Raw genomic sequence first — 25501 nt, 5'->3', positions numbered from 1 at the left:
GACTATCGAAGTAAGAGGCATTGCCGCTAGGTGCTCCTTACAGTTAAAGTCGGCCGTCAGGAGCGAAAGCGGGCTGAGCGCCTTACCGGAGGAGCGCATGGTGGATCATGTCGACCAGGCCGGGTCTCCCCTGCGTCAGCTGCTCAAACTCGCGGTGCCCGCGCTCGGCGTCCTGGCCGCCGAGCCGCTCTACCTGCTCGTCGACACCGCCGTGGTCGGCCATCTCGGCGCGGTGCCGCTCGCCGGGCTCTCGATCGGCGCGATCGTGCTGGCGCAGATCGCCACCCAGATGCGCTTCCTGTCCTTCGGTACGACCGCCCGCGCGGCCCGGCTGCACGGCGCCGGCCGCCGTACCGATGCCGTGATCGAGGGCGTGGAGGCGACCTGGCTCGGCGCGATCGTGGGGCTGGTGCTGATCGTGGCCGGGCAGCTGCTCGCCGCGCCGATCGCCGGCCTGCTCGCCGGTGACGACCGGGTCGCCGCCGCCGCGGTGAGCTGGCTGCGGATCGCCCTGCTCGGCGCCCCGATGATCCTGATCACCCTGGCCGGCAACGGGTGGATGCGCGGCGTACAGGACATGCGGCGCCCGCTCCGCTACGTGCTCGTGGGCAACGGGATCTCGGCGGTGCTGTGCCCGGTGCTCGTGCACGGGTTCGGCTGGGGGCTCAACGGCTCGGCGGTCGCCAATGTGGTCGCGCAGGTGATCTCCGCGAGCCTGTTCGTGCGGGCACTGCTGGCCGAGGGCGTGCCGCTCGCGCCGGTCCCTGCCGCGATGCGCGCCCAGCTCGGCCTCGCGCGCGACATGATGGTGCTCGGTCTGGTCTTCCAGGCGTGCTGGGTGTCGGCGACCGTGGTCGCCGCGCACACCTCCACGGCGGCGGTCGGCGCCCACCAGGTGGTGTTCCAGCTGTGGATGTTCCTGGCCTTCGTGCTGGACGCGCTGGCCATCGCCGCCCAGTCACTGGTCGGGGCCGCGCTCGGCGCGCGCGACGGGGAACGGGCGCGCCGGCTGGCCTGGCAGGTGACCGGTTGCGGGTTGGTCTTCGGGGCGTTGCTCGGGGTGGTGTTCGCGGCGCTGGCCGGCATCCTGCCCCACGCGTTCACCACCGATGCGACGGTGCTGGCAGAGATGCCCCACGCGTGGTGGTTCTTCGTCGCGCTGCAGCCGATCGGTGGCGTCGTGTTCGCCTTGGACGGAGTGCTGCTCGGCGCCGGGGACGCGGCGTACATGCGGACCGCGACGTTGAGTGCGGCGGTGCTGGGGTTCCTGCCGCTGGTATGGGGGTCGCTGAGCTTCGGCTGGGGGCTGGTGGGGATCTGGTCGGGCTTGTCGGCCTTCCTGGTGATTCGGATGACCACCCAGCTGGCCCGCCTGCGGTCCGGCCGCTGGGCGGTGCTCGGCGCCGTACGGTGACCCGGCGGTTGAGCGGTGCTCGGCGCCGTACGGTGATCCGGCAGTTGGGCGGTGCTCGGCGCCGAACGGTGATCCGGCGCCGAGTCCGCAAAGGCCTCGGTCAGGCGCCTACGTAGGCCGCGAGGTGCTCGCCTGTGAGGGTGGAGCGGGCGGCGACGAGGTCGGCCGGTGTGCCCTCGAAGACGATCCGGCCGCCGTCATGGCCGGCGCCCGGCCCGAGGTCGATGATCCAGTCGGCGTGCGCCATGACCGCCTGGTGGTGCTCGACGACGATGACCGACTTGCCCGAGTCGACGAGCCGGTCGAGCAGGCCGAGCAGCTGCTCGACGTCGGCGAGGTGCAGGCCGGTGGTCGGCTCGTCCAGGACGTAGACGCCGCCCTTGTCGCCCATGTTGGTGGCCAGCTTGAGCCGCTGCCGCTCGCCGCCGGACAGCGTGGTGAGCGGCTGGCCGAGGCTGAGGTAGCCGAGCCCGACGTCGGCGAGCCGGTCGAGGATGGCGTGCGCGGCCGGCGTACGCGCCTCGCCGGCGCCGAAGAACTTCTCGGCCTCGGTCACCGACATCGCGAGCACCTCGCTGATGTCGCGGCCGGCGAGGTGGTACTCCAGCACCGAGGCCTCGAACCGCTTCCCCTCGCACTCCTCGCAGGTGGTGGCGACCCCGGCCATCATCGCCAGGTCGGTGTAGATGACGCCGGCGCCCTTGCAGGTGGGGCAGGCACCCTCGGAGTTGGCGCTGAACAGCGCCGGCTTCACCCCGTTGGCCTTCGCGAACGCCTTGCGGATCGGCTCGAGCAGTCCGGTGTAGGTCGCCGGGTTGCTCCGTCGCGAGCCGCGGATCGCGCCCTGGTCGATCGAGACCACGCCGTCCCGCCCCGACACCGAGCCGTGGATCAGCGAGCTCTTCCCCGAGCCCGCCACCCCGGTGAGGACGACCAGCATGCCGAGCGGGATGTCGACGTCGACGTCACGGAGGTTGTTCGCCGTCGCGCCGCGGATCTCCAGCGCGCCGGTGGGCTTGCGCACCGTCTCCTTGAGGGCGGCCCGGTCGTCGAAATGGCGTCCGGTGATGGTGCCGCTGGCCCGCAGCCCCTCGACGGTGCCCTCGAAGCAGACGGTGCCGCCCGCCGTACCGGCGCCGGGGCCGAGGTCCACGACGTGGTCGGCGATCGCGATCGCCTCCGGCTTGTGCTCAACGACGAGCACCGTGTTGCCCTTGTCGCGCAGCCGCAGCAGCAGGCCGTTCATCCGCTGGATGTCGTGCGGGTGCAGCCCGATCGTCGGCTCGTCGAAGACGTAGGTGACGTCGGTGAGCGACGACCCGAGGTGGCGGATCATCTTGACGCGCTGCGCCTCGCCACCCGACAGCGTGCCCGACGACCGATCTAGCGAGAGGTAGCCCAGCCCGATCTCCACGAACGAGTCGAAGGTGTGCCGCAGCTTCGCGAGCAGCGGCGCCACCGACGGCTCGTCGAGGTCGCGGACCCACTCGGCCAGGTCGCTGATCTGCATCGCGCACGCGTCGCCGATGTTGATCCCCTTGATCTTCGAGGACCGGACCGCCTCGCTGAGCCGGGTGCCACCGCACTCGGGGCAGGCGGTGAAGGTGACCGCCCGGTCCACGAACGCCCGGATGTGCGGCTGCATCGCCTCCCGGTCCTTGGACAGGAACGACTTCTGGATCTTCGGGATCAGCCCCTCGTAGGTGAGGTTGACGCCGTTGACGTTCACCTTGGTCGGCTCGCGGTGGAGGAAGTCGTACCGCTCGGTCTCGGTGTAGTCGCGGATCGGCTTGTCGGGGTCGATGAAGCCCGACTGGGCGAAGATCCCCACTGTCCACCAGCTGTCCGTCTTGTAGCCGGGGATGGTGATCGCGCCCTCGGCGATCGACTTGGAGTCGTCGAAGAGCTGGGTCAGGTCGATGTCGTTCACCTTGCCCATGCCCTCGCAGCGCGGGCACATCCCGCCGGTGATGCTGAACTCGCGCCGCTCCTTCACCGCCTTCCCGCCGCGCTCGAGCGTGACCGCACCCGCTCCGCTGATCGAGGCGACATTGAAGGAGTACGCCTGGGGCGAGCCGATGTGCGGCTGCCCGAGCCGGCTGAACAGGATGCGCAGCATCGCGTTGGCGTCGGTGACGGTGCCCACGGTGGAGCGGACGTTGGCGCCCATCCGCTCCTGGTCGACGATGATCGCCGTGGTCAGCCCGTCGAGCACGTCGACCTCGGGCCGCGCCAGCGTCGGCATGAACCCCTGGACGAACGCGCTGTAGGTCTCGTTGATCAGCCGCTGCGACTCGGCGGCGATCGTGTCGAACACCAGCGAGCTCTTGCCCGAGCCGGAGACGCCGGTGAACACCGTCAGCCGGCGCTTCGGGAGCTCGACGCTGACGTCCTTGAGGTTGTTCTCGCGAGCGCCGTGCACGCGGATCAGGTCGTGGCTGTCGGCGACGTTCGGCTCAGGCGACTGCGTGTCCGTCCTCGTGGCCATGCTCATCCTGTCTCCATCTGTTGGGCGGGGCCGCCGTCGCGCTCCCCATCAGGTCGCCCCCTTCGGCAACGGCCCCCTGTCTACCTGATCGGCGGGGCGGGCCGGAACTGGCGGACCGCCCTCCCGACATCGCTCAGGCTAGGTGCGGCTCGGTGACCCGTGCTTCTCGAATCCTGACCGGTCTGGTCACCTGCTTCGCCACGCACGGCGGCATCCCCGCCGTCGCGCGTGCGGCACGGCGCCGGTAGACGCTGGGCGGTACACCGACCAACTCGGTGAAGCGGGTGCTGAAGGTGCCCAGCGACGAGCAGCCGACCGCGAAACACACCTCGGTGACGCTGAGATCTCCACGGCGCAGCAGCGCCATCGCGCGCTCGATACGCCGCGTCATCAGATAGCCGTACGGCGACTCCCCGTAGGCCCGCCGGAACTCGCGGCTGAGGTGCCCGGCCGACATGTGCGCGCCGCGGGCGAGCGCCTCGACGTCCAGCGGCTGCGCGTACTCCCGGTCGATCCGGTCGCGAACGCGGCGCAGGCGGGCCAGGTCGCGCAGGTGCTGGGCCGCCGCGGGGCTGCTGGTCACCCACCCGATCGTGCCACGTCACGCCTGAGGCGCCTAGCGCGGTGTACGCGCCGCACCGGTCGTACGGCGAATCCCCGGCTCCGGAACCCGGCCCTCGCGTTGATCGTTGTGACGGGCGGCTGACACAACCGATCCCGACGACAGGGAGACAACAGCGTGGTCTTCAAACGGATGCTGGGCGCTTTCGGCGTGGGCGCGCCCTCGGTGGACACCGTCCTTTCCACCCCGCGCATCCAGCCGGGCGGGCTGCTGACCGGGCAGGTACGGCTCAAGGGCGGCGACTTCGACGCCGAGATCGAGCACATCACCCTCGGCCTCGTGGCGCGAGTGGAGATCGAGCACGGCGACGGCGAGCACGGCGGGCTCGGCGAGTTCTCCCGCACCCAGGTCTCGGGCCCCTTCACGCTGCGCGAGGGCGAGAACCGCACCCTCGACTTCCAGATCCCGGTGCCGTGGGAGACGCCGATCAGCGAGATCGACGGCCAGCACCTGAACGGCATGGCCCTGGGCGTACGCACCGAGCTGGCCATCGCCAAGGCCGTGGACAAGGGCGACCTGGACATGATCGCGGTCGAGCCCCTGCCCTCCCAGCTCCGCATCCTCCAGGCGTTGCTGCGGCTCGGCTTCCACTTCAAGGCCGCCGATCTGGAAGCCGGCCACCTGTACGGAGTGCACCAGGACCTGCCGTTCTACCAGGAGATCGAGTTCTACCCGCCCGCCCAGCACGCCGGGGTCGTGGGCGAGGTCGAGCTGACCTTCGTGGCGAGCCCGACCGGGCTGGAGGTCATCTTGGAGGCCGACAAGCGGGCCGGCCGTTACTCCGGCGACGCCATCGGCCGCTTCCATGTCAGCCACGACGACGCGCTGCACACCGACTGGTCCAGCGAGCTCGACCGCTGGCTGACCGGCCTGGCCCAGCACGGCGGTTATGGGTCGCACGGCCACATGGAGCATCACGAGGGCTACGGGCACCACGACGACCACCACCGCGGTGGCGGTCCCGGTTGGGGAACGGTGGCCGCCGCCGGCGCCGCGGGTCTGGTGGGCGGGTTCGTCGCGGCCGAGGTGGCCGAAGAGATCTTCGAGGGCGACGAGGAAGAGGAAAGCGGCGACTGGTAGCGCGAAGCCGGGTGGCGGGCCGTGACGGCCCGCCCGAACGCCGGTAGCGCTGGCTATACCGCTGAATTCCAGCGAGTGGGATCGATCATGAGGTGGTCCGGCCGACAGGCTTGTGGCATCGCAAACGAGCCACCAAGCAGGGAGCCCCCCGATGTCGTACCCCTCCACCAAGCGTCGTAGCCGGTTGGCCCTGGCGGCGGTGGCCGTCGCCGCGCTGAGCGGCCTGGGCCTGTCCGCCACACCGGCAAGCGCCGACACCGACGCCGTGCGGAAGAGCCTGGACGCCCTGGTCAAGGTCGACAAGTACCCCGCCGCGCTGGCGGCCGTACGAGGGCGTGACGGGCGGACCCGCAACTACACCGCCGGAGTGGGCGACCTGGAGACCAAGGCGAAGGTCCCCGTCGACGGGCAGGTACGCATCGCCAGCAACACCAAGATGTTCACCGCCACGGTCGTGCTGCAGCTGGTCGGCGAGGGCAAGATCGACCTGGACTCGAAGGTCGAGAAGTACCTACCTAAGGTGGTGCGCGGCAAGGGCGTCGACGGCCGCGAGATCACGGTCCGGCAGTTGCTGCAGCACACCAGCGGCCTGGCCGACTACGACGACGTCCTGATCAAGGACTATCTGGCCATCCAGCACACCCACTACGAGCCGCGTGAGCTCGTGGACGCGGGGCTGACCAGCAAGAACTCCCCCATCCACGGCTGGAGCTACAGCAACACCAACTACATCTTGGCCGGGCTCATCGCGCAGAAGGTCACCGGCCGGCCGATCGGCGAACAGATCACCCAGCGGATCATCGAGCCGCTCGGGCTGCGCAAAACGTACTGGCCGGCCCTCGGCGACCAGTCCATCCGCGGCCCGCACCCCAAGGGCTACTACGCCGCCAAGTCCGGCGACCCGTACACCGACGTCACCACGATGGACCCCTCCATGGCCTGGGCGGCCGGACAGCTGATCTCCACCCCCACCGACCTCAACCGGTTCATGGGCGCGCTGCTGGGCGGCAAGCTGCTCGAGCCCGAGCAGCTCAAGCAGATGAAGACCACCGTCGACGCCCCCGGCTTCGACTCCGTCGGCGGCTCCCGTTACGGGCTCGGCCTGGCCACCTTCAAGCTCAGCTGCGGCGGCTTTGCCTGGTCCCACGGCGGCTCCGCCCCCGGCTACGCCACCGCCAACGCCATCACCGACGACGGCCGGGCCGCCACCATCGCCGTCACCGCGCTGCCCACCGAACTGTCCGCCTTCAAACACTTCGAAGCCGCCCTCGACACCGCGCTGTGTGAATAACCGCAGGCAGCAGCGCCCAGGAGAGCGACGGCCCGGCACAAGCGGACCGTCGCTCTGTTTTTGCCGCATCGCATTCAGCGATGAATACGAATAAGCCACGTTTCCCCAGGTCAGCAGGAAATCATGAACAGCGGTTTCGGACCAGGTTGAGGTAACTCAGTGCGACTTGACTCGGCCATTCCTGAAAGGACGGACACCGCAGCGTCACCAATATGGAACGGTCCCCAACTCATCAGCCGTCACAGCCGACTGCGTGCTATCGACCAGGACGTCCGCTTCGAGGCCGCACCCCAGGCCCAGCCCCTGACCCGCACCTGTGTGACGCCCCCGCCAGCGCGCGAAGAACCGGTCGATCCCGCACCACGAAGAGGCCCTCTCCTTTGACATTGTCAGCTAGATCGCCATGAACCGATAGAGTCAGACCCGGTTGTGCCACAGGTAGTCATGGAGAAGTCAGGGCAACGACCGGAATTGACCGCGGAGTGGCTATGTGTAAAAGGCGACACGCTCTGTGAGCGACGAGTTGCCAGCACCTTGGTCACCCCCTAGTGTGCCTGAGGCATATTCACGTGTTCGGACACCTGAAGGGTTAAGGGCCAGTACAGGCATTCGGCCTGCACAGGATCCGCTCTATGGGGGCATGAATGGCGCTCAGACCGCACACGGCTTGGGCCGTGGTGGTGCCAGCGGCAATGGAGTGCGGCGTGATCCCACCGCCGCGGCCCGAGGCCGCCGCCTTCGACATGCCCGCCGACCCTTGCCGTGCCCTGAACGCGCAGGGCCGGTCGTGGTCCGCAGGAAGAAGACAGACGTGACCTCCACCGAGTGGGAGGCCCAGACCGCCGACTGACGCCCGTTCAGCCGGACGGGCGCCCACAACAAGCGGAGAACCAAGGAAATTGACCCCATGTACCCGCACGTGCATGTGTGTCCGATTTGGGAGGTTTTGTGGTAGCTGTGGTTTCGGACTATGACAAGATCGGTGGCGCTCCGACCGTCCGTGAAGCGGTGGACCGCTTCTACACGGTCGTGCTGGACACCCCCGACCTCAAGCCGTACTTCGACGGCATCGACATGGCGCGGCTCAAGCGGCACATGGTCATGCTGCTGTGCTCCGTCCTCGGTGGCCCCGAGGTCTACGAGGGCCACGACCTGGCCGACGCGCACCGTGGCATGGGCATCACCGATGGGCACTATGACCAGGTCGGCGACATCCTCGTCACAGTGCTCCGCGACCTCGGTGCTCCTGAGGAGGTCGTGGCGAACGTCGTGACGATCCTGGGCCAGGTGCGCGGCTCCATCGTGGAGAAGCCCGCAGAGGCAGCCGGGTAAGTGGACACGCAAGCCTTAAAGGACAGCTGGCACCAGGTCGCCCGGTCGGGTGATCAGGTGCCGCTGTTCTTTTACTCAGCCCTGTTCCTGATGTACCCCGAGACGCGCGCCCTGTTCCCGGTCTCCATGGCCACTCAGCGGGATCGGCTCGTCAGCGCGCTGGGGCGCGTCGTCAGCAACGTCGACCACGTGGAAGACGTGGTGCCGTTTCTCCAGCAGCTCGGCCGCGACCACCGCAAGTTCGCCGTGGTCACGCAGCACTACCCCGCTGTCGGCCAGGCACTGCTGGCCACGCTGCAGCACTTCCTCGGCGATCGCTGGACACCTGCTCTGGCCAACGACTGGACGCAGGCGTACGGGCTGGTCGCGAAGGTGATGACCGAAGCGGCCGAAGAGGCTGCGGCCACGACCCCGCCCTGGTGGGACGGCGAGATCATCCTGCATGAGTCGCGCGCCCCCGGCATCGCGGTGATCCGGGCTCGCCTGAACTACCCGTACCCCTTCCGCGCGGGCCAGTTCGCGTCGATCTCGGTCGGGCTGCGACCGAGAATGTGGCGTTTCTACTCCTTCGCCAACGCGCCGCGTCGCGACAACACTATTGACCTGCACGTACGGGTGGTCGACGGTGGCGCGGTCAGCACGGCCCTGGTGCACGGCGCGCAACGCGGCGACGCACTGAAGATCGGCGCACCGCTGGGCGACCGGTTGACGCTCGACACGAGCCTGCCCAAGGATCTCCTCCTGATCGCCGGCGGCACGGGCCTGGCTCCCCTCAAGGCGCTCGTGGAGCAGGTGGCCTACGAAGGGGCGCGCTGCAACATCCGTCTCTTCGTGGGTGCCCGGACCGCCCGCGAGCTGTACGACATCGAGGCGCTGTCCAAGCTGGACGCCGAGCACCCATGGTTGAGTGTCGTGCCCGTCGTGTCCCATGACGGGCTCTACCGCGGTGAGCGCGGCTATGTGGTGGACGTCGCCCTGAAGGCCTGGCGTGGCCAGGATGTCTTCGTATGCGGCTCTGAAGAGATGGTTCAGAGCACGACCGCCCGGCTGCTGGACGCCGGCGTGCCGGCCGAGCAAATCCGCTTCGACGAATTCACCAGCGCTGGAGGTAGAGAGCAGTGACGGGAGAGACGCCATGGGCACATAACCCATCGAACGGCCGCCAGCCACTGACGCCGGATCGGGTACGGAACAAGGACTTCTCACGCGCCAAGCTCGGGAGCCGCGGCTACAACGCGGATGAGGTACGTACGTTCCTCTACCGCATGGCCGACGACATAGCGGCCAGCGACACGGAGAAGGCCGACCTGCGCGCGGAGGTCGACCGGCTGCGCAACTGGTTCAAGGACCACGGCCACGACACCTCCCCGGGCGCCTCGGCCAGGCTCAACGTCGACGCGGTCAACCTCCTCTCCCGCGCTCAGCAGACGGCGGACGCCCAGATAGCCGAGGCGGAGGACTACTCCCGCAGGCTGGTGGGCCAAGCTCGCCAGCAGTACGAGCAGATCCTCCAGGAGGCGCAGCAGCAGGCGGAGGAGGCCGCCAGCCAGGCGGTCAACGTCTATCGGGCGAGCGGAGAGGTCCAGTCGGTCGAAGCCGAGGAACTGGAACGCCGCATCGCCTACCTGCGCACTTTCGCGGAGGTCACCCAGGTCCAGTTGCGCGCGGTCCTCGAAGGGCTGACCAACGAGGTCAACAAGCTGGGCACCCTGCCGGAGACGAGCCGACAGGCTGTCGCGTACTCCTCCTTGGGCTCCTCCTCAGGCTTCTCCACGAACCCGGGCTAGTTCCGGCCGAGCCGGCCACCGGAGAGGTCACCGACGACTCGAACCCGCAGACTTCCGATCCCCGCACGCCCATGGCGTGCCGCCACGGTCCTGGACACCCGTCGGCCGGGATCTTTCTTTCGCATGCCTGATTAGAGATCCGCGTCACCGTAGGCGGCTGGGTCACAGTTCGGGGCATGCGATCAATCGCCACGCCTGAACCGGGCGATCATGGGTAGCGCTGAGCAACCACACCCGTAACACCGGACGGACGGAAGCCCAGCATGCTCACCCTCATTCTGCTCATCTTCGCCTTGGCCTGCTTCGTGCTCGCCGCCTTCAACGTCGGCGGCGGCCGCGTCAACCTCATCGCCCTCGGCCTGGCCCTCTGGGTATTGACCGAGATCATCCCCCACATCAGCGACTTATAGCGGCCGGCCGGACTCCGCTGCCGTCCTGGGCAAGGACGGCAGCGGAGTGTCATGGCTTGACGACGGCACCTACAGGACGGAACTGCTCGATCATCGCCGCGTACCCGCTGCCACCATGCCCATCCGCCACGGCCCGATCGGTCAGGGCCTTGATGAACCTCGGAAGCTCGGCATTCACCCCGAGGGACTCACTCTCGTGGATGAGATGTTCCATCGCGGCCAGGTGCGTGTCGATGGTGGAATCAACGGCCGGGTACGCGCCGTCGTCGATCTGCCGCGCATAGGCGGACACCCAGCCGTTCACGGTTTCGATCCCCTTGCTCGCGATCGGGGCGAACGCCGTGGCGTCCACACCCGCCGCGCCGAGCAGGGCGGCACCCTGCAGGAAGCCGTTCAGGATGTTCCACATCAGACTCAGTACGGCCACGTCGTACAGCGCCGACAGCCCATGGTCGTCGCCGAGGTAAGTCGTACCCGCGCCAAGGCTCCTCAGGGCCGACTCGTGCAGGTCGAAAGCCGACCGCGGCCCGCTGTAGAGGAGAACGGCCTCCGCCCCGACGGCCGCGGGGGTGGCCATGATCGCGCCGTCGAGGTAGGCGCCGCCCCGCCGCGTCACCCACTCCGCGGTCTCGCGGGCCCCCAGCGACGTGCCAGAGGTCAGATTCACCAGGACGCGGCCGTCGAGCTCCTCGCCCAGCGGATCGAGGAGCGTGTGCACAGCCTCGTAGTCCGACACGCAGACGACCACGAGCGGGCCGGCCAGGACGGCGTCGCGGACCGAGTCGGCGACCTTCGCCCCCTGGGCGGCGAGATGTTCGGCCTTCGCCGCCGTACGGTTCCACACGGTCGTGGAGTAGCCGCCGCGCAGGAACGCTCCAGCCAGCGCCTGACCCATCAGGCCAAGACCAATGACCGTCACGTCGCGATTCCGCTTCATAGTGCTCATGGCAGAATCATCAACGTTCACACCGATATGAAGGTCAAGGAGCAGCGCGCGTGCTGATCGGGGAGCTGAGCCGGCGGACCGGAGTCCGCACGCATCAACTGCGTTACTACGAGGCCCAGGGCCTGCTCGAGCCCCGCCGCGCCGCCAGCGGCTACCGCGAGTACACCAGCGATGCCGTCCTGACCGTGACTCAGATCCGGCGGCTGCTCGAAGCCGGACTGTCGACCCAGGAAATCGGGTACTTGCTGCCCTGCGCCACCGGCGCGGCCCCCGACCTCGAGCCCTGCCCCGAACTCCTGGATACGCTGAGAGCCCGCATGCACGGCCTGGACGAGCACATCGACCTGCTCACCCGCTCCCGCCAGGTCCTCCACGACTTCATCGACGCCACCGAACAGCGCGGCGTCACTGCGAACGCCGTTGTATCGCCGCCTCGATGCGCATCACCAGGCCGCTGATCGCCACGAGCGCGAAGACACCGAGCACCTGCCAAGGCGGGTGGCCGTTCTCGACGATGAGCGCACCCACGCAGAGCGCGAGGCCCAGCCCGAGAAGCACCGCGCCGTACGTATGCGTGCTCTCGATACCGTCGCGGTCATACGGGGGGTCGATGCGCCGAGCGGGCTTATCAGGCTCGTTCACAGCCCGGAGCATCCCACGTCGCCGGTAAATCCGGAAGTGTCGCCCATCAGTGTTGGAAGGATTCCCATCTTGATCACCGATTGGACCCGGCAGGCACTCCCGGCCATGCTCGACGACCTCAAGGCCGTGGTCGAGCTGGAAACCCACAGCTCCGACAAGGCCATGCTGGTCAAGGGGCTGCACGCGATCCGCGCCCGGGCCGTCGACCTCCTCGGCCCGCCCGACGCGGAGGTCCTGCACGACGGCGGACCGTACGGTGACATCCTTGAGCTGACCTACCAGGGCACCGCGCCCGGCACCGTGCTGATGCTCAGCCACTACGACACCGTCTGGCCCACGGGGACACTGGCCGAGTGGCCGTTCACGGTGGTCGACGGTAGGGCCGGCGGGCCGGGCGTGTTCGACATGAAGTCGGGCCTGGTGCAGTCGATCTGGGCACTGCGCGGGCTGCGCGAGCTGGGGCTGCCGCATCCGAGCGTGCGCTTCCTGTTCAACGGGGACGAGGAGATCGGCAGCCCGGCCTCGCGCGAGCACATCGAGGCCGCGAGCGCGGACGTGCTGGCGAGCCTGGTCTTCGAGGCGTCGCTCGACGGCGCGCTCAAGACCGCCCGCAAGGGCGTGGGGCTGTTCGACGTGAGCGTGACCGGGGTGGAAGCGCACGCGGGGCTCGACCCGTACGCGGGGGCGAACGCGATCCACGCCCTGGCCGAGATCGTCACCACGCTGGCCGGCTCCGCCTCACGCGAGCGCGGAACCACCGTGAACATCGGCGTGATCACCGGCGGCACCGGCCGCAATGTCACGGCCGGCCATGCGAGCTGCGGGATCGACGTGCGAGTGACCGACCCGTCCGAGATGGGACGGATCGACGACGTGTTCGCCGGCCTGCGGGCCGCCGATCCGCGGGTGACGATCTCCGTGACCGGCGAGTGGAATCGGCCGCCCATGACCCCGAACCCCGCCTCGCAGCGGCTGTTCAAGGAGGCCCAGGAGGTGGCGGCCGGGCTCGGCTGGCCGCTGGACGAGGTGTCGGTCGGGGGCGCCAGCGACGGCAACTTCATCTCGGCGCTCGGGCGGCCCGTGCTGGACGGCATGGGCGCGGTGGGCGACGGGGCGCACGCTCGGCACGAGCACCTGCTGGTCGAGCACATCCCGAAGCGCCTGGCTCTGACGATCGGCCTGCTCACGGCTCTCGCCTGATGTTCTCATGTGACGGCGGCGGGGATGCTGGCGGTGACCGTGAAGCCTCCCTCACCGTCGTCCCCCGCGCTGAAGGTGCCGCCGAGCAGGGTCACCCGGCGGTTGAGCCCGGTCAGGCCCATCCCGGAGCCGGCGCCGGTCAGCGTGGGATCGACGCTCCGCCGAGGCGGCACGTTACGCACCTCGACGTCGGCCCGATCACCGGGATAGGCGATGGTGACGGTGACCGGCGCCCCGGGGGCGTGCTTGCGGGCGTTGGTCAGCGACTCCTGTACCACCCGGTAGACGGCGCGGGCCACGACCGCGGTCACCGTACCGGGATCGCCCTCGACACGCAGCGCCGCGCGGTCGGCTGCCGCCAGCGCGGCCAGGTCGCCGCCGGTGTCGTCGTCGGGACGCTCGGCGGGCACCATCCGGACCCCTGTGCTCATCACCCGCATGAGGTCGCGCAGCTCGGTGAGGGTCCGCGTGCCGGCGAGCCGGATCTGCTCGGCCGCGGCGCGGGCGTCGTCGTCGCGGGTGGTGACGCGCAGGGCGTCGGCGTGCAGGACGATCTCGGTGACGTGGTAGGTGACGATGTCGTGCAGCTCGGCGGCCAGGCGCCGGCGTTCGGCGGTCTCGGCTCGCTCGGCGAGCAGGTGGCGTTCGGAGTCGGCCAGCTCGGCTCGCTTGCGCAGCGACCGTACGAGCTCGCTCCGGGCCTTCAGATAGAGGGCGATCAGGGCGGGGAGCGCGGTGGCCGACAACGCCACGTACAGCGCCCCCCATGAGGGGGACCAGATCGGGATCGCCGGCACCGCCAGGACCGCGGCGAAGGCGAACGCCTGCCGCCATGGCACCAGGACCACCAGGAACGACACCACGATCGGGGCCGCCACGGGCGGGGCGACCCGCTCCACACCCGGCGCCAGCGCGAACATCGTCGTGACCGCGACGGCCAGCGCTCCCACCGTCCGCGGGAAGCGGACCACCAACGGCAAGGACGCGTCGAGCAGGAGATTCAGGGCCAGCTCGGTGAGCGAGGCGGCGCCGCGAGCGTACGCGACGTACAGGACGATCTGGATGACAGCGCACAGCACGGCCGCGCCGAAGGCGGCCCAGAGCATGATCCTCCGGTCGCTGACGATGAGCTCCGGTCTGGAGAAACGTGGCAGTGCGCGCACAGCGAAAACCTAGTGTTCAGGGAGGAGTCCGGCCTGGTGGGCGAGAAGAGCGGCCTGCGTACGGTGGGTGAGGTCGAGCTTGACCAGGAGGCGGGAGACGTAGCTGCGGACGGTGGTCTCCGACAGGAACAGTCGCCCCGCGATCTCCGGATTGGTCAGCCCCTCACCGAGGCAGACCAGCACCTCGCGTTCGCGCTCGGCGAGCGCGGCCACCCGCGACCGGGCGGTTTCGCGCCGCTCGTCCCCTCTGGACGACTGCGCGAGCAGTCTTCGCGCCGCGCTCGGTGACATCACGACGTTCCCGTCGGCCGCCACCTTGACCAGGTTGATCAGGTCTTCTGCCGGGGTGGCCTTCACCAGGAAGCCCCCGGCGCCGGCCTCCAGTGCGCCGAGCACATGCTCGTCGGAGTCGAACGTCGTGAGCGCGATGACCGCGGGTGGCGAGGCGAGCGCCGCGATCTCCTTCGTCGCGGTGATCCCGTCCACGCCCGGCATCCGGAGATCCATCAGAACCACGTCCGGCTGGTTACGCAGGACCTCCTCGACCGCTTCCGCCCCGTCACGGGCCTCGCCGACCACCTCGATCTCCGCGCTGGAGCCGAGGATCGCCGTGAGATGCCGGCGGACCATCGGGTCGTCGTCGGCGAGCAGAACCCTGATCACATCCGCACAGTCTGCCATCCACCATCCCCGCGCCATGGTGCCTGGGGGCCAGGCACCATGGCCTGATCAATCAGAGAGTCCACTCCAGAAGGCGCATCGGTGCTCGGCGCCGAGGTCGACCGGGCCGATACCGCCCTGTCCCGAGGGCTTCAGGCTGAGGACGCTCTGGCCGGACGGTGCGAAGGCGGGCCAGACGGGTGCGCCCGCGACCCGGGGCCGCCCGGTGTGGGCGAAGGACGTCCAGTAGCCGATCATCTGCTCGGCCAGCCGCCATTGCTCCTGCGTCATGCCGTCTTCTGACCGGCCGTCCAGGTCGTACAGGTAGGGCAGGTCGCTGGCGTGCTGGGCCCCAAGCGGGAATTCCGAGGGGGTGCCGAAGATGTTGGGCGCCTTGGCGTCGGCGAACTCATAGGCGTACACCGTGGTGCGGGCGGCCATCGCCTTTCCCGTCTCCAAGGTCGGGCAGGCCCAGGCCCGGTCGCTGCTCACCGTCGCCCAGGCCAGGCCTGCAGAGGTGAAGTCCGTCAGCGGATATTCCCGCAGCACCGCGCTCGCGTGCTCGCCGAACGCGCCCTTCATCAACTCCGGGTAGTTCGCGGCGGTCACCGGGAACCCAGCCTGTGCGGCGCCGGCGACGAAGCCGTTGCTCTCGCTCTTGGTAGCGCCGGAGATCATCGGGACGCGCGGGAACCTGCCCTCGCGCAGCGCCCGCACCGGGTCGAGTGGCAGCAGCGGCGTGCCGTACGCGACATTGTTGCCGAAGCTCCCGTTGACCTTCATCAGCTCGGAGACCGGCTTGGCCCGCAGACAGTCCAGCTCCTTGCCCGCTACGCAGCCCAGCTGTTCGGCCGCGGCCAGTCCGGCGTCCCAGCTCTTCTTCAGTGAACGGTACGGCTGTATCGCGCCCACACTCGGGATCGGAAGATAGGTGCCGTTCGGCCAATCGAGCATGCACGTCCCCGACTGGGTGGCGGCCTTGTCGATCAGGCCGCGCGTGGCCGGCGACGTCAGCAGCGCGCAGGTGCTTATCCCGCCAGCGGACTGACCGAACAGCGTCACGTTGTCCGGGTCGCCGCCGAAGGCCGCGGCGTTGCGCTGCACCCATCTCAGGGCTTCGACCTGGTCGGCCAGCCCGAAGTTCCCCGAGCCGGGCAGTCCCGGCAGCGAGAGGTAACCGAAGGCCCCCAGCCGATAGTTGGGCGTCACCACCACCACGTCACCCTGGTCGGCCAGCCGCCGCGCGTTGTAGATGCTGCCGGAGCCGGTGAGGAAACCGCCCCCGTGCAGCCACACCATCACCGGCCGCGGCCCGCGCGACGGCTTGGCGGGGGCGGTGACGTCGAGGAACAGACAGTCCTCCCCGCCGAGCTGCTTACCCGCCTCCTCCTGCAGGCACGGCCGGCCGGGCTGGGTGGCGTCGGCCACCCCCCGCCAGGGTGCGACCCGCACCGGCTCCTTCCACCGGAGCTTCCCCACCGGCGGCCGCGCGAAGCGAATCCCCGAGTACGTCCTTACCGTGCCGTCGTCCGCTCCCCGGATCCGGCCCGAGTCCAGCTGCACGATCGTCGGGCGCGGCGTCGGCACCTCCTGCGCGGCGGCGGCCTGCGTGACGCACGCGGACAGGGCAAGACAGCCGCCGGCGACCACAGCGAGCAGCCGCCTCGCCATTGACATGGATCTTGTTGCGCTCATGCGGCCAGCCTCGCGTCCGCTCCGAGCCCGCCGTAACGTGTGGGCGTTGCGGCCTGGCGATCGGTTGTTGCGAATGGGTGCGACCAAGGATTCATTTCTCGGGTACGGGAGTGCCGTCGCAGCCGCGGTCGATGCGCCCGGTGTTCGGCGGCGCAGTCCGGCACCCTCAGGCAGATCCGTCTTCCGCCTGTCCAGGCCAGGCGGGATCATGAGTGTGGTGGTCCCAGCGACAATCCTGCTCCCTCGTGCGGGGGAGCAGGATCACCACGTGGGGGGAGGCCGCCCGACCGACGACCCCGGAAGGCTCGGTAGTGCCGAGATCAACCGGTTGAGAGGGGTTCGGGGGCAGATGGACGTTCCGAGCGTAGGTGCGCGATGGAGCCAGGTACGCAGGCTCGCCGGCTATGGCGCGGCGCTCAGCATGTCGCTGTACTTGGCCGTCAAGATCGTCTGGATCGCGGCGGGCCTGTTCGGTCACGCTCCGGACGGTTACGGCACCGCGGACTGGGTGCTGCTGAACGTCGTCACCGTGGTGATGGCGGCGACTGGGATCGTCCTCGGACTGGCGCTGGCCCAGCCGTGGGGCCGTCGGCTGGCGGCCGGACCGGTGATCTTCTTTTCCTGGGTGGGCGCGGGCTTTCTGGTCCCGATGCTTCCGTACGTGGTGATCAGCAGTTTCTTTGGAGGCGACGGTTCCGGCTCGGCCGCGCAGGGGGAGGAGGTCTTCATCGCCATCGGCTTCGCCGGGATGGCGGTGGGGCTGGCCGTGGCCCTGCCGATCTACCTGAGGGAGCGATGGCCGCGGCCCTTCCTGGGGCGGGTCGGTGACGGCCCGGCACACTCATCGGCGCTGGTGACGGCGGCGATGGCGGTGGCCGTCGGGCTGGGCCTGCTCTGGTCGTCCTGGGCACTGGGCGGCACGCTGGGCCTCGACCCGGTGTCACGCGCTCAATTGGAGCTCAACGATCGGCTGTTGAGCGGGAGCTCCGGACTCTGGGCGCTGCTCGGAGCCTGGAGCGTGTGGACGCTCACACGTGGCCGCCCCGCCCGGCTCCGGCGGTGGGTTCCGATGACGCTGGCCTTCGGGGCGTCCGGCTCGTTGTTCGCGTGGAGCGGTTGGAAGCTGCCGATGGTGATTCTGCGACCTGGCGGGTTCGTGACCGGCGAATACACGGCGGTCGCGATCGTCGAGCACGCCTTGGGCATCGGCGTGGGCCTGGCCCTCCTGGCCGCCATCCTGAGGGCCGCTCGCGGGACATGTTGAAGACCGTCTACTGGAGCCCGGTTCCCTCTCAGATGTGGCGTACGGCGGCGCGCAGGCATTCGGCCAGGTGGTGAACGTCGGATTCCGTTGTCAGCCAGTTGGTGAAGGCGGCGCGCAGCGCGGGCACGCCGTCCAGGACGGTGGGCGTGAAAAACGCCTCGCCGGCGAGTCGTTCGCCGAGCGCGGCCAGTCGCTCGGCGGTGGGGTCGGCGGCCAGGGTGAAGCAGACGACGTTGAGCCGGACAGGCGCCAGCAGCCGCAGACCGGGGATGCTCTCGATGGCCTCGCCCAGTAGCCGGGCGCAGGCGACGCACCGTTCGGTGATCTCGCGGTGGCCGTCCCGTCCGTAGGAGCGCAGGGTGAACCAGGCGGCCAGCGCCCGCAGGCGCCGGGAGTTCTCCGGGGTGAGGTGGCCGCTGTCGGGCGTGTCACCGAGCGGGCCGAGGTAGGCGGCGGCGTTCTGGAACACGGCCGTCTGCAGGTCCGGGCGGCGTGTGAACTGAAGGGCGCTGTCGTACGGCACGTTCAGCCATTTATGCAGGTCGACGCAGATGGAGTCGGCCAGGTCAAGGCCATCGCACAGGTGGGCGTGGGCCGGGGAGAGGGCGGCGAAGGCGCCGAAAGCGGCGTCCACGTGCAACCAGAAGTCGTGACGCTCGCGCAGCGCCGCGATGGCGCGCAGGTCGTCGAAGTCGGCGGTGTTGACGGTCCCGGCGTTGGCCACCACGACGCACGGGCCGTCCACCTGGCGCAGCGCGAGCTCCAGCGCCACCGGGTCGACGCACTCCCGCCCCGGAATGGTGGGTACGGTCACCAGGGCCCGGCGCCCGAGCCCGAGCATTGACAGACCCTTGGGCACGCTGGAATGCGCGGTGCCCGACAGCACCGTCACCGGCCCGAGTGCGCCCACCCCGTGCTCGGCCGGCGAGACGCCGGTCCGTTCGCCGATCCACTCGCGGGCGATGGCGAGCCCGACGGTGTTGGACATGGTCGCGCCGCTGACGAACGTTCCGTGGTGGTCGCCGGAGAGCCCGAACAGGGTGCGCAGCCAGACGATCGTCTCGCGTTCCAGGTGCTGCCCCGCCGCGTCGAGTGAGGTGAAGGAGTTCTGGTCCCAGGTCGCGGTCAACCAGTCACCGGCCAACGCGGCCGGTGTGACACCTCCGGTGACGAAACCCCAGTAGCGCGGGCCGGCGCTGGCCGACAGCGTCGGCTCCCAGCGCGCGGTGAACTCCTCAAGCGCCGCTCTCAACCCCTCGCCGCGCACGGGCATCGCAGCCGGCTCGGGGATCGGGGCCGTGGGGACGACCTCCCGTTCCGCCAGGCGTCCCAGGAGGTCGGCGCTGTGCTCCGAAACCGCCCGCAACAGCTCGGGCAGCTGGTCGCGGTCGGCGGCGAGTATGGGGTGCATGGTGGTGGTTCTCCCTTCGTCTGGAACGATTTACGACGGTATGCGGGGCACCTACCCAGCCGCCTAGTCCAATTCTGGAAAACTGGACCAGTGAGGATCGGAGAGCAGCAGCTGGCCAGGGCTCTGCGGTCTTGGCGCGACACGGGGGAGCCACTCAGCACGGCGCTGGCCCGTGCCGTGCGGGAAGCGTTGCTGGACGGCCGCATCCGCGCCGGAAGCGAGCTGCCAGCCGAGCGCCGCCTGGCCGCGGCGCTGGGGGTCAGCCGCGGCACGGTAACGGCCGCCCTGGCGGGGCTGCGCGAGACCGGATGGGTCCATACGCGGCATGGGAGCGGCAGCCTCGTGCGGCTGCCCCCAGCGGTGGCCAAGCGTGTCGCCCCGCTCTCGGCGTCCGGGGATGCCGGGTCGATGATCGACCTTCGCCGAGCCGTCCCGGCCGCGCCGCAGCAGCCGTACCTGGAGGCCATGCGGCGGGCGGCCGATCGGGCCGGGCCCGTTCTGGCCGAACACGGGGAGCCGGGACCGGGGTTGCCCGAACTGCGCGCGATGATCGCCGCGCGCTACAGCCGCGAGGGGACGGCCACCCGGCCCGAGCAGATCCTGGTCACCAACGGGACGCGAGCCGCGCTGACCCTGCTGGCGGCCCATTTCCGGCCCCGCCTCGCGGCGGTGGAGATCCCCACGTACTTCGACGCGCTCCACGTGCTGCGCGCCGCCGGTACGAGGCTGGTCGGCTTCCGGGTCACCGGCGACGGATGGGACCTCGACCAGCTGGAGTCCTCTTTCGCCGCCGCGCGCGGCCACCTCGCCTACCTGGTGCCCGACTTCCACAACCCGACCGGGGCGCTGATGTCCCCACACGTCCGCCGCGCCGTCGCCGAACTGGCCGCCCGCCATCAGGTGACCGTGATCGCCGACGAGACACTGCGCGACCTCGACCTGCGCGAGAAACCGGTCGGCCTGCCGCGGATCGCCGGCGCGCTGCTCATCGGATCGGCCAGCAAGTCGGTGTGGGGCGGGTTGCGCGTCGGCTGGATCCGCGCCCGAGCCTCGCTCGTTCGTGACCTACAGGAACACCCCCTGGCCGGGCCCCTGTCCGCGTCGCCCATGCAACAACTCGTCGCCGCCGAACTCCTGAGCGACCCCCAATCGGTGCTCGAACTGCGCCGGGACGAGTTGCGCGCACAGCGCGACCACCTCTGTGGCCTGCTCGACGGCGACAATCGCTGGCGCTTCACCCGCCCGCCCGGCGGGCTGGCCCTGTGGCTGCGGTTGAGCGCGACACCCGCCGACACTGTCGTGCGCCACGCGGACGAGCACGGAATCGCGCTCGTCGCGGGCCCACGCTTCGCGGCCGACGCCACCCTGACGCACTACCTGCGCGTCCCGTTCACCCCGCCGCACCCCGTCCTGGATCGCGTCGCCGCAGTCCTCGACGACGCCTGCTGGAGGCCGTCCTAAGGACGAACGATCATTCGCGAGCGCACCACCGCCCGCCACACGCGGGAAGGGGGTCTGGCATCGGCTGGGACGGTGGCAGAAGTATTCATGTGAATTGCAACCGGATCGTGTTTATCGTTGACGTGTGCGGACTCGGGCCGGGGTTCTCGATGGTTGGGCTCCGGGGAAGGAGACTTCGCGATTTCGCATGGCAGGACGGCCGTCGCGGGGACGGCCGCGCGCGGACACCGGCTTCTCCCCTTTCGTGAAGGAATCCGGTACTGACCACGGTTCGGCTCACCCACCGAGCATTTACGCTTTTCACCCCTCATCCCGGGATATCGGAGGAGTTCGTGTCAGGTAAGGGAGCGGGTGTCGCGGTCGCTCTCATCGGGGCGGGGGCGGTCATCGTCGCGGCGCTCATCACCACGCACGCGCCGATCTGTCCCGACTTCATGTGCGGCCCCGACAAGACGACCACCAAGCAGCAGTCCGGAGGCGGGCAGGGCAGGCAGATCATCAAGGTGCCCGACGGCAAGGCGGACGTGGAGATCACCCCCGGCGAGATCACCTGCACCACCGAGGGCGGCTGCGACAGCGAGGTGCGCATCGAAAGCGTGGGCGACGCCACGCTGAAGGTCACCTACATGGAGATCAGAGGCAACGGCAAGGCGTACTTCAGCCAGGACGGCGCCTGCGCGCGCAAGAATCTGGCTCCCGGCGTGTCCTGCTCGTTCGGTGTGAGCTTCACTTCGCCGGCCGAGGGTGGCACGGCTCAGGCCACACTGGTCATCCACCACAACGTCGGCGCCCAGCCCACCCTCGTCACCCTTCGCGGCGAGGGAACGGCCCAGCAGCCGACGGACACTCCCACGACGGATCCCCCGGCCAACGGGTAGCCCTCCGGCGCCGCCGGGTGGGACGTCTCGCCCGGCCGTGTCGGGGAACGTCACGTCGTCGCCGGTCTTGATGTGCGCCGACCGGACGAGCGGCGCCGACGCGGCGAACGGCGCAGTATGCGGCCCGATGGCGCCTGGTCGACTGTCTGAAGCGGTGCGGACTGGTCGGCCGATCCGGCCGCAGGGCTAGCGCCATAGGCACGCACACGTCTCCGTCACGATGGAGATCTACACGCACGGCGGCCGGGAAGCAGTTCGACTGACGCTGCCATCGCCATTACCGTCAAAGGCCCCATTCCTTGATCGGAATGGGGCCTTACGCTGGGTGGGGCTACCAGGACTTGAACCTGGGACCTCTTCCTTATCAGGGAAGCGCTCTAACCGTCTGAGCTATAGCCCCGCGTACGCCAAACCGTATCGCATCCCCACCAGGGAAGGCGAACCGGTTGTTCGGACGAGGAAAAGCTTACCGCCTCTCCGTAGTTGCTCGCGCCGCCCCCGAAAGATCGACGGCGACGCGAGCCAAAAGCCGCAAAACAACGAGCCACAGAACCACGAACCACGTATGGAAACTACTCCGCCTCGCTGAAGGTCACCTCGACGCCGCCCACCAGGTCGGAGGCGACGTTGTAGATGACCGCCCCCAGCGTGGACAGTGCCGTGATCAGCACCACGTTCACCGCGCCGATGAGGGCGGTGTAGCCGAGGATGCGGACCGGCTCGAACCAAGAGGCGATGTCGATCGGGATCGAGTTTTGCCCCTGCTCACCCTTGCCGAGCTGGTTGACCAGGTCCACGAGCGAGTCGAACACGCCCAAGGCGGACAGTACGCCGTACAGGACGGCCACTGCCACGAACAGCACCACGAAGCAGACGAGGGAGACCACGAAGCTGAACTTCATGGCCGACCACGGCTCGACGCGACGCAGGACCAGGTGGGCCTTGCGGGGGAGACGGGCCCCCGCGGAGCTGGAGGGCTTCTTCTTGGGCATCTCGACAAGCGGAGGCGCCTCGGAAGTCAGCGAAGGACGGAGGCGGACCGTCTCGTTGCCCTCCGACTGCTCCTCCCCTGGCTGACCCGTGACCGGCGGCACCACTCCTTGCGGAGGTGTCGCCTTCTCCTCGTCGACCGCTCCGTCGAAGATCTCGGTTTCATTGGACTTCTTCGGCTGCTGGCCGTTGTCCCGGGCCGCCTTAGTCCTGGCGGAGCCACCCTGGGCGCTCATGACCTACTCTCCTCCCCCGTCTTCCTCACTCTCCACCGAAGTCTCCATGGACTCGGCGTTCCGGGCGAGGGCCACCACGCTGTCGCCTTCGGCGAGATTCATCAAACGCACTCCCATGGTCTGGCGGCCGGACTGCTTGATCTCGCCGGCACTCGTCCGGATCACCCCGCCGGCGGATGTGATCGCGAAGACCTCATCCTCTGGGTTGACCATGACTGCTCCGACCAGCTTGCCACGGGAACTGACGATTTTCGCAGTCAGCACACCCCTGCCGCCACGTCCTTGAACTGGATACTGCTCGACGGGTGTCCGCTTTGCGTACCCAGCCTTGGTGGCGATAAGCACATGTTGACCATCGGCAATTCTATTCATGGCGAGAAGTTCGTCACCATCAAGGAATCTCATGCCGATGACGCCGCTGGTCGCCCGTCCCATCGGGCGCAGCGCCTCGTCGGAGGCGGTGAAGCGGACGGACTGCGCGCCCTTGGAGACGAGCAGCAGGTCGTCCTCCTCGGAGACCAGGCGAGCCCCGATGACCTCGTCGTCATCCCGCAGGTTGATCGCGATCAGACCACCGGACCTGGGGGAGTCGTACTCCGACAGGCGGGTCTTCTTCACCAGGCCGCTGCGGGTGGCCAGCACGAGGTAAGGGGCGACGTCGTAGTCACGCAGGTCGAGGACCTCCATTACCGTCTCGTCGGGCTGCATGGCCAGCAGGTTCGCCAGGTGCATGCCCCGCGCGTCGCGCGCGGCGTCGGGCAGTTCGTACGCTTTGACGCGGTAAACGCGGCCTTTGTTCGTGAAGAACAGCAACCAATGATGGGTCGTCGTGACGAAGAAGTGGTCGACGATGTCGTCCTGGCGCAGCTGCGCGCCCCTGACGCCCTTGCCGCCACGCTTCTGCGCCCGGTAAAGGTCGGTACGGGTGCGCTTGGCGTAGCCGCCGCGGGTGATAGTGACGACGATCTCTTCCTCGGCGATGAGGTCTTCGATCGACATGTCGCCGTCGTACGCGACGATCTCGGTCTGCCGGTCGTTGCCGAAGCGGGCGACGATCTCGGCCATCTCGTCACCGACGATCTGCCGCTGCCGGGGCTCCGAGCTCAGGATGTCCTGGTAGTCGGCGATCGCCGTCATCAGCGCCTCGAACTCGTCCTGGATCGCCTGGCGCTCCAGGGCGGCGAGCTTGCGCAGCTGCATATCGAGGATGGCCTGGGCCTGGATCTCGTCGATCTCCAGCAGCGTCATCAGGCCGCCCTGGGCCTCCGCGGCCGACGGCGAGCGCCTGATCAGCGCGATGACCTCGTCCATCCGGTCGAGCGCCTTGAGCAGCGCCCGCAGGATGTGGGCCCGCTCCTCGGCCTTGCGCAGCAGGTAGCGCGTCCGCCGGACGATGACCTCGATCTGGTGCGCCACGTAGTAGGTGATGAACTGGTCGAGCCGCAGCGTACGCGGCACCCCGTCGACCAGGGCCAGCATGTTGGCGCCGAAGGTGTCCTGGAGCTGGGTGTGCTTGTACAGGTTGTTGAGCACGACCTTGGCGACGGCGTCGCGCTTGAGCACGATGACCAGCCGCTGGCCGACCCGCGACGACGACTCCTCGCGGACGTCGGCGATGCCGGTGACCTTGCCCTGCTTGACCAGCTCAGCGATCTTGTAGGAGAGGTTGTCGGGGTTGACCTGGTAGGGGAGTTCGGTGACGACGAGGGCGTGACGGCCCTTGTTGTCCTCCTCGACCTCGACGACGGCGCGCATGGTGATCGAGCCGCGGCCGGTGCGGTAGGCGTCCTCGATGCCCCGGCGGCCGACGATCAGGCCCTTGGTCGGGAAGTCGGGGCCCTTGACCCGCGCGATGGCCGCCTCGAGCAGCTCCTCTTCGGAGGCCTCGGGGTTGTCCAGCGACCACTTGACGGCCTCGGCCACCTCGCGCAGGTTGTGCGGCGGGATGTTGGTCGCCATGCCGACCGCGATGCCGCCCGAACCGTTGACCAGCAGGTTGGGGAAGCGCGCCGGGAGTACGACGGGCTCCTGGGAGCGGCCGTCGTAGTTGGGCTGGAAGTCGACGGTCTCCTTGTCGATGTCGCGCAGCATCTCCATGGCGATGGGCGCGAGCTTGCACTCGGTGTAGCGCATCGCCGCGGGCGCGTCGTTGCCCGGAGAGCCGAAGTTGCCCTGCCCGTCGACCAGCGGGTGGCGCAGCGACCAGGGCTGCGCCAGGCGTACGAGGGCGTCGTAGATCGAGGTGTCGCCATGGGGGTGGTAGGAACCCATGACGTCACCGACGACGCGCGAGCACTTGAAGTAGCCGCGGTCGGGGCGGTAGCCGCCGTCGTACATCGCGTAGAGCACGCGGCGGTGCACCGGCTTGAGACCGTCACGCACGTCCGGCAGGGCACGCGAGACGATGACCGACATCGCGTAGTCCATGTAGCTGCGCTGCATCTCGGTCTGGATGTCGACCGGTTCGATGCGGTCCGAAGACGGTGGAGGCGGAGTGTTCACTTCCGTCACGTGTGAAGATCCTTTTCTAC

Annotated in this window: 22 protein-coding genes and 1 tRNA gene; 12 read left to right on the top strand and 11 right to left on the bottom strand. The window is 69.1% G+C overall.

The genetic code is table 11. The features are described 5' to 3' along the window. The first annotated feature begins 97 nt into the window (after positions 1-97). Positions 98-1414: an MATE family efflux transporter gene (locus tag AB0C30_RS00980; protein WP_357938209.1), complete on the top strand. Its 1317-nt coding sequence runs from the start codon at positions 98-100 to the stop codon at positions 1412-1414. Positions 1415-1514: 100 nt separating this feature from the next. Here the strand turns inward: AB0C30_RS00980 and AB0C30_RS00975 are convergent, their stop codons facing one another. Next, on the bottom strand, positions 1515-3908 hold the full coding sequence (locus tag AB0C30_RS00975) for an excinuclease ABC subunit UvrA (protein WP_357938207.1): 2394 nt from the start codon (positions 3906-3908) through the stop codon (positions 1515-1517). A gap of 127 nt (positions 3909-4035) precedes the next feature. After that, positions 4036-4494: a helix-turn-helix transcriptional regulator gene (locus AB0C30_RS00970; protein WP_357939732.1), complete on the bottom strand. Its 459-nt coding sequence runs from the start codon at positions 4492-4494 to the stop codon at positions 4036-4038. A 147-nt stretch (positions 4495-4641) separates the two neighbouring features. Here AB0C30_RS00970 and AB0C30_RS00965 point away from each other — a divergent pair, with 147 nt between their 5' ends. From AB0C30_RS00965 to AB0C30_RS00940, 6 genes are all read left to right on the top strand, one after another. After that, the gene (locus AB0C30_RS00965) at positions 4642-5604 is read left to right on the top strand and encodes a sporulation protein (RefSeq protein WP_357938205.1); all 963 of its coding nucleotides are present in this window, start codon (positions 4642-4644) and stop codon (positions 5602-5604) included. Between the two features lie 151 nt (positions 5605-5755). Continuing rightward, entirely contained in the window at positions 5756-6895 is a 1140-nt protein-coding gene (locus tag AB0C30_RS00960) for a serine hydrolase domain-containing protein (RefSeq protein ID WP_357938203.1), read from the top strand. Positions 6896-7843: 948 nt separating this feature from the next. Then, positions 7844-8227, top strand: a complete 384-nt coding sequence (locus tag AB0C30_RS00955; RefSeq protein ID WP_357938201.1) for a group 1 truncated hemoglobin — start codon at positions 7844-7846, stop codon at positions 8225-8227. Between the two features lie 57 nt (positions 8228-8284). Then, a complete protein-coding gene (locus AB0C30_RS00950; RefSeq protein ID WP_357938199.1) occupies positions 8285-9349 on the top strand; it encodes a globin domain-containing protein in 1065 nt (354 codons plus the stop codon). Further along, positions 9346-10014 (top strand): DivIVA domain-containing protein, encoded by a 669-nt coding sequence (locus AB0C30_RS00945; RefSeq protein ID WP_357938197.1) that lies wholly within the window; start codon positions 9346-9348, stop codon positions 10012-10014. The genes AB0C30_RS00950 and AB0C30_RS00945 overlap by 4 nt, the downstream gene beginning before the upstream one ends. 263 nt (positions 10015-10277) lie before the next feature. Continuing rightward, positions 10278-10424, top strand: coding sequence for a hypothetical protein (locus tag AB0C30_RS00940; protein ID WP_357938195.1), 147 nt, complete (start codon positions 10278-10280; stop codon positions 10422-10424). Positions 10425-10473: 49 nt separating this feature from the next. Here the strand turns inward: AB0C30_RS00940 and AB0C30_RS00935 are convergent, their stop codons facing one another. Next, on the bottom strand, positions 10474-11370 hold the full coding sequence (locus tag AB0C30_RS00935; RefSeq protein ID WP_357938193.1) for an NAD(P)-binding domain-containing protein: 897 nt from the start codon (positions 11368-11370) through the stop codon (positions 10474-10476). A gap of 50 nt (positions 11371-11420) precedes the next feature. On the opposite strand from AB0C30_RS00935, the gene AB0C30_RS00930 reads away from it, so the two are divergent. Then, positions 11421-11828: a MerR family transcriptional regulator gene (locus AB0C30_RS00930; protein ID WP_357938191.1), complete on the top strand. Its 408-nt coding sequence runs from the start codon at positions 11421-11423 to the stop codon at positions 11826-11828. Here AB0C30_RS00930 and AB0C30_RS00925 read toward each other — a convergent pair. Then, positions 11776-12012 carry a hypothetical protein gene (locus AB0C30_RS00925; protein WP_357938189.1) on the bottom strand — a complete coding sequence of 79 codons (237 nt, stop codon included), beginning with the start codon at positions 12010-12012 and terminating at the stop codon, positions 11776-11778. The genes AB0C30_RS00930 and AB0C30_RS00925 overlap by 53 nt on opposite strands. A gap of 69 nt (positions 12013-12081) precedes the next feature. On the opposite strand from AB0C30_RS00925, the gene AB0C30_RS00920 reads away from it, so the two are divergent. Beyond that, positions 12082-13212 carry a M20 family metallopeptidase gene (locus AB0C30_RS00920; protein ID WP_357938187.1) on the top strand — a complete coding sequence of 377 codons (1131 nt, stop codon included), beginning with the start codon at positions 12082-12084 and terminating at the stop codon, positions 13210-13212. A 5-nt stretch (positions 13213-13217) separates the two neighbouring features. Here AB0C30_RS00920 and AB0C30_RS00915 read toward each other — a convergent pair whose 3' ends face one another. The 3 genes from AB0C30_RS00915 to AB0C30_RS00905 are packed head-to-tail and all read right to left on the bottom strand — an operon-like array spanning position 13218 to position 16706. Further along, entirely contained in the window at positions 13218-14375 is a 1158-nt protein-coding gene (locus AB0C30_RS00915; protein ID WP_357938186.1) for an ATP-binding protein, read from the bottom strand. A gap of 9 nt (positions 14376-14384) precedes the next feature. Next, positions 14385-15056: a response regulator transcription factor gene (locus tag AB0C30_RS00910; RefSeq protein WP_357938185.1), complete on the bottom strand. Its 672-nt coding sequence runs from the start codon at positions 15054-15056 to the stop codon at positions 14385-14387. A gap of 48 nt (positions 15057-15104) precedes the next feature. Then, positions 15105-16706, bottom strand: a complete 1602-nt coding sequence (locus tag AB0C30_RS00905) for a carboxylesterase family protein (RefSeq protein ID WP_357938184.1) — start codon at positions 16704-16706, stop codon at positions 15105-15107. 373 nt (positions 16707-17079) lie between these two features. Between AB0C30_RS00905 and AB0C30_RS00900 the strand changes: the two genes are divergently transcribed. Next, the gene (locus tag AB0C30_RS00900) at positions 17080-17994 is read left to right on the top strand and encodes a hypothetical protein (protein ID WP_357938183.1); all 915 of its coding nucleotides are present in this window, start codon (positions 17080-17082) and stop codon (positions 17992-17994) included. Positions 17995-18022: 28 nt separating this feature from the next. On the opposite strand, the gene AB0C30_RS00895 is transcribed toward AB0C30_RS00900, so the two are convergent. Further along, on the bottom strand, positions 18023-19405 hold the full coding sequence (locus AB0C30_RS00895; RefSeq protein WP_357938181.1) for a pyridoxal-dependent decarboxylase: 1383 nt from the start codon (positions 19403-19405) through the stop codon (positions 18023-18025). A gap of 90 nt (positions 19406-19495) precedes the next feature. Between AB0C30_RS00895 and AB0C30_RS00890 the strand changes: the two genes are divergently transcribed. After that, positions 19496-20866 carry a PLP-dependent aminotransferase family protein gene (locus tag AB0C30_RS00890; RefSeq protein ID WP_357938180.1) on the top strand — a complete coding sequence of 457 codons (1371 nt, stop codon included), beginning with the start codon at positions 19496-19498 and terminating at the stop codon, positions 20864-20866. A gap of 332 nt (positions 20867-21198) precedes the next feature. Beyond that, complete coding sequence (locus tag AB0C30_RS00885; RefSeq protein ID WP_357938178.1) at positions 21199-21744, top strand: hypothetical protein; 546 nt, start codon at positions 21199-21201, stop codon at positions 21742-21744. A gap of 326 nt (positions 21745-22070) precedes the next feature. Here the strand turns inward: AB0C30_RS00885 and AB0C30_RS00880 are convergent. The 3 genes from AB0C30_RS00880 to gyrA all read right to left on the bottom strand — a co-directional run bounded on the left by AB0C30_RS00880 (position 22071) and on the right by gyrA (position 25481). Beyond that, positions 22071-22144, bottom strand: a tRNA-Ile gene (locus tag AB0C30_RS00880). A gap of 172 nt (positions 22145-22316) precedes the next feature. Beyond that, positions 22317-22970: a DUF3566 domain-containing protein gene (locus AB0C30_RS00875; RefSeq protein WP_357938176.1), complete on the bottom strand. Its 654-nt coding sequence runs from the start codon at positions 22968-22970 to the stop codon at positions 22317-22319. A gap of 3 nt (positions 22971-22973) precedes the next feature. Continuing rightward, positions 22974-25481, bottom strand: coding sequence for a DNA gyrase subunit A (gyrA, locus tag AB0C30_RS00870; protein ID WP_357938174.1), 2508 nt, complete (start codon positions 25479-25481; stop codon positions 22974-22976). Positions 25482-25501 lie beyond the last annotated feature (20 nt).

This window comes from Nonomuraea sp. NPDC048901, assembly GCF_040649695.1.
Taxonomy (GTDB): Bacteria; Actinomycetota; Actinomycetes; order Streptosporangiales; family Streptosporangiaceae; genus Nonomuraea.
This window is presented reverse-complemented; position numbering and strand designations above follow the sequence as displayed.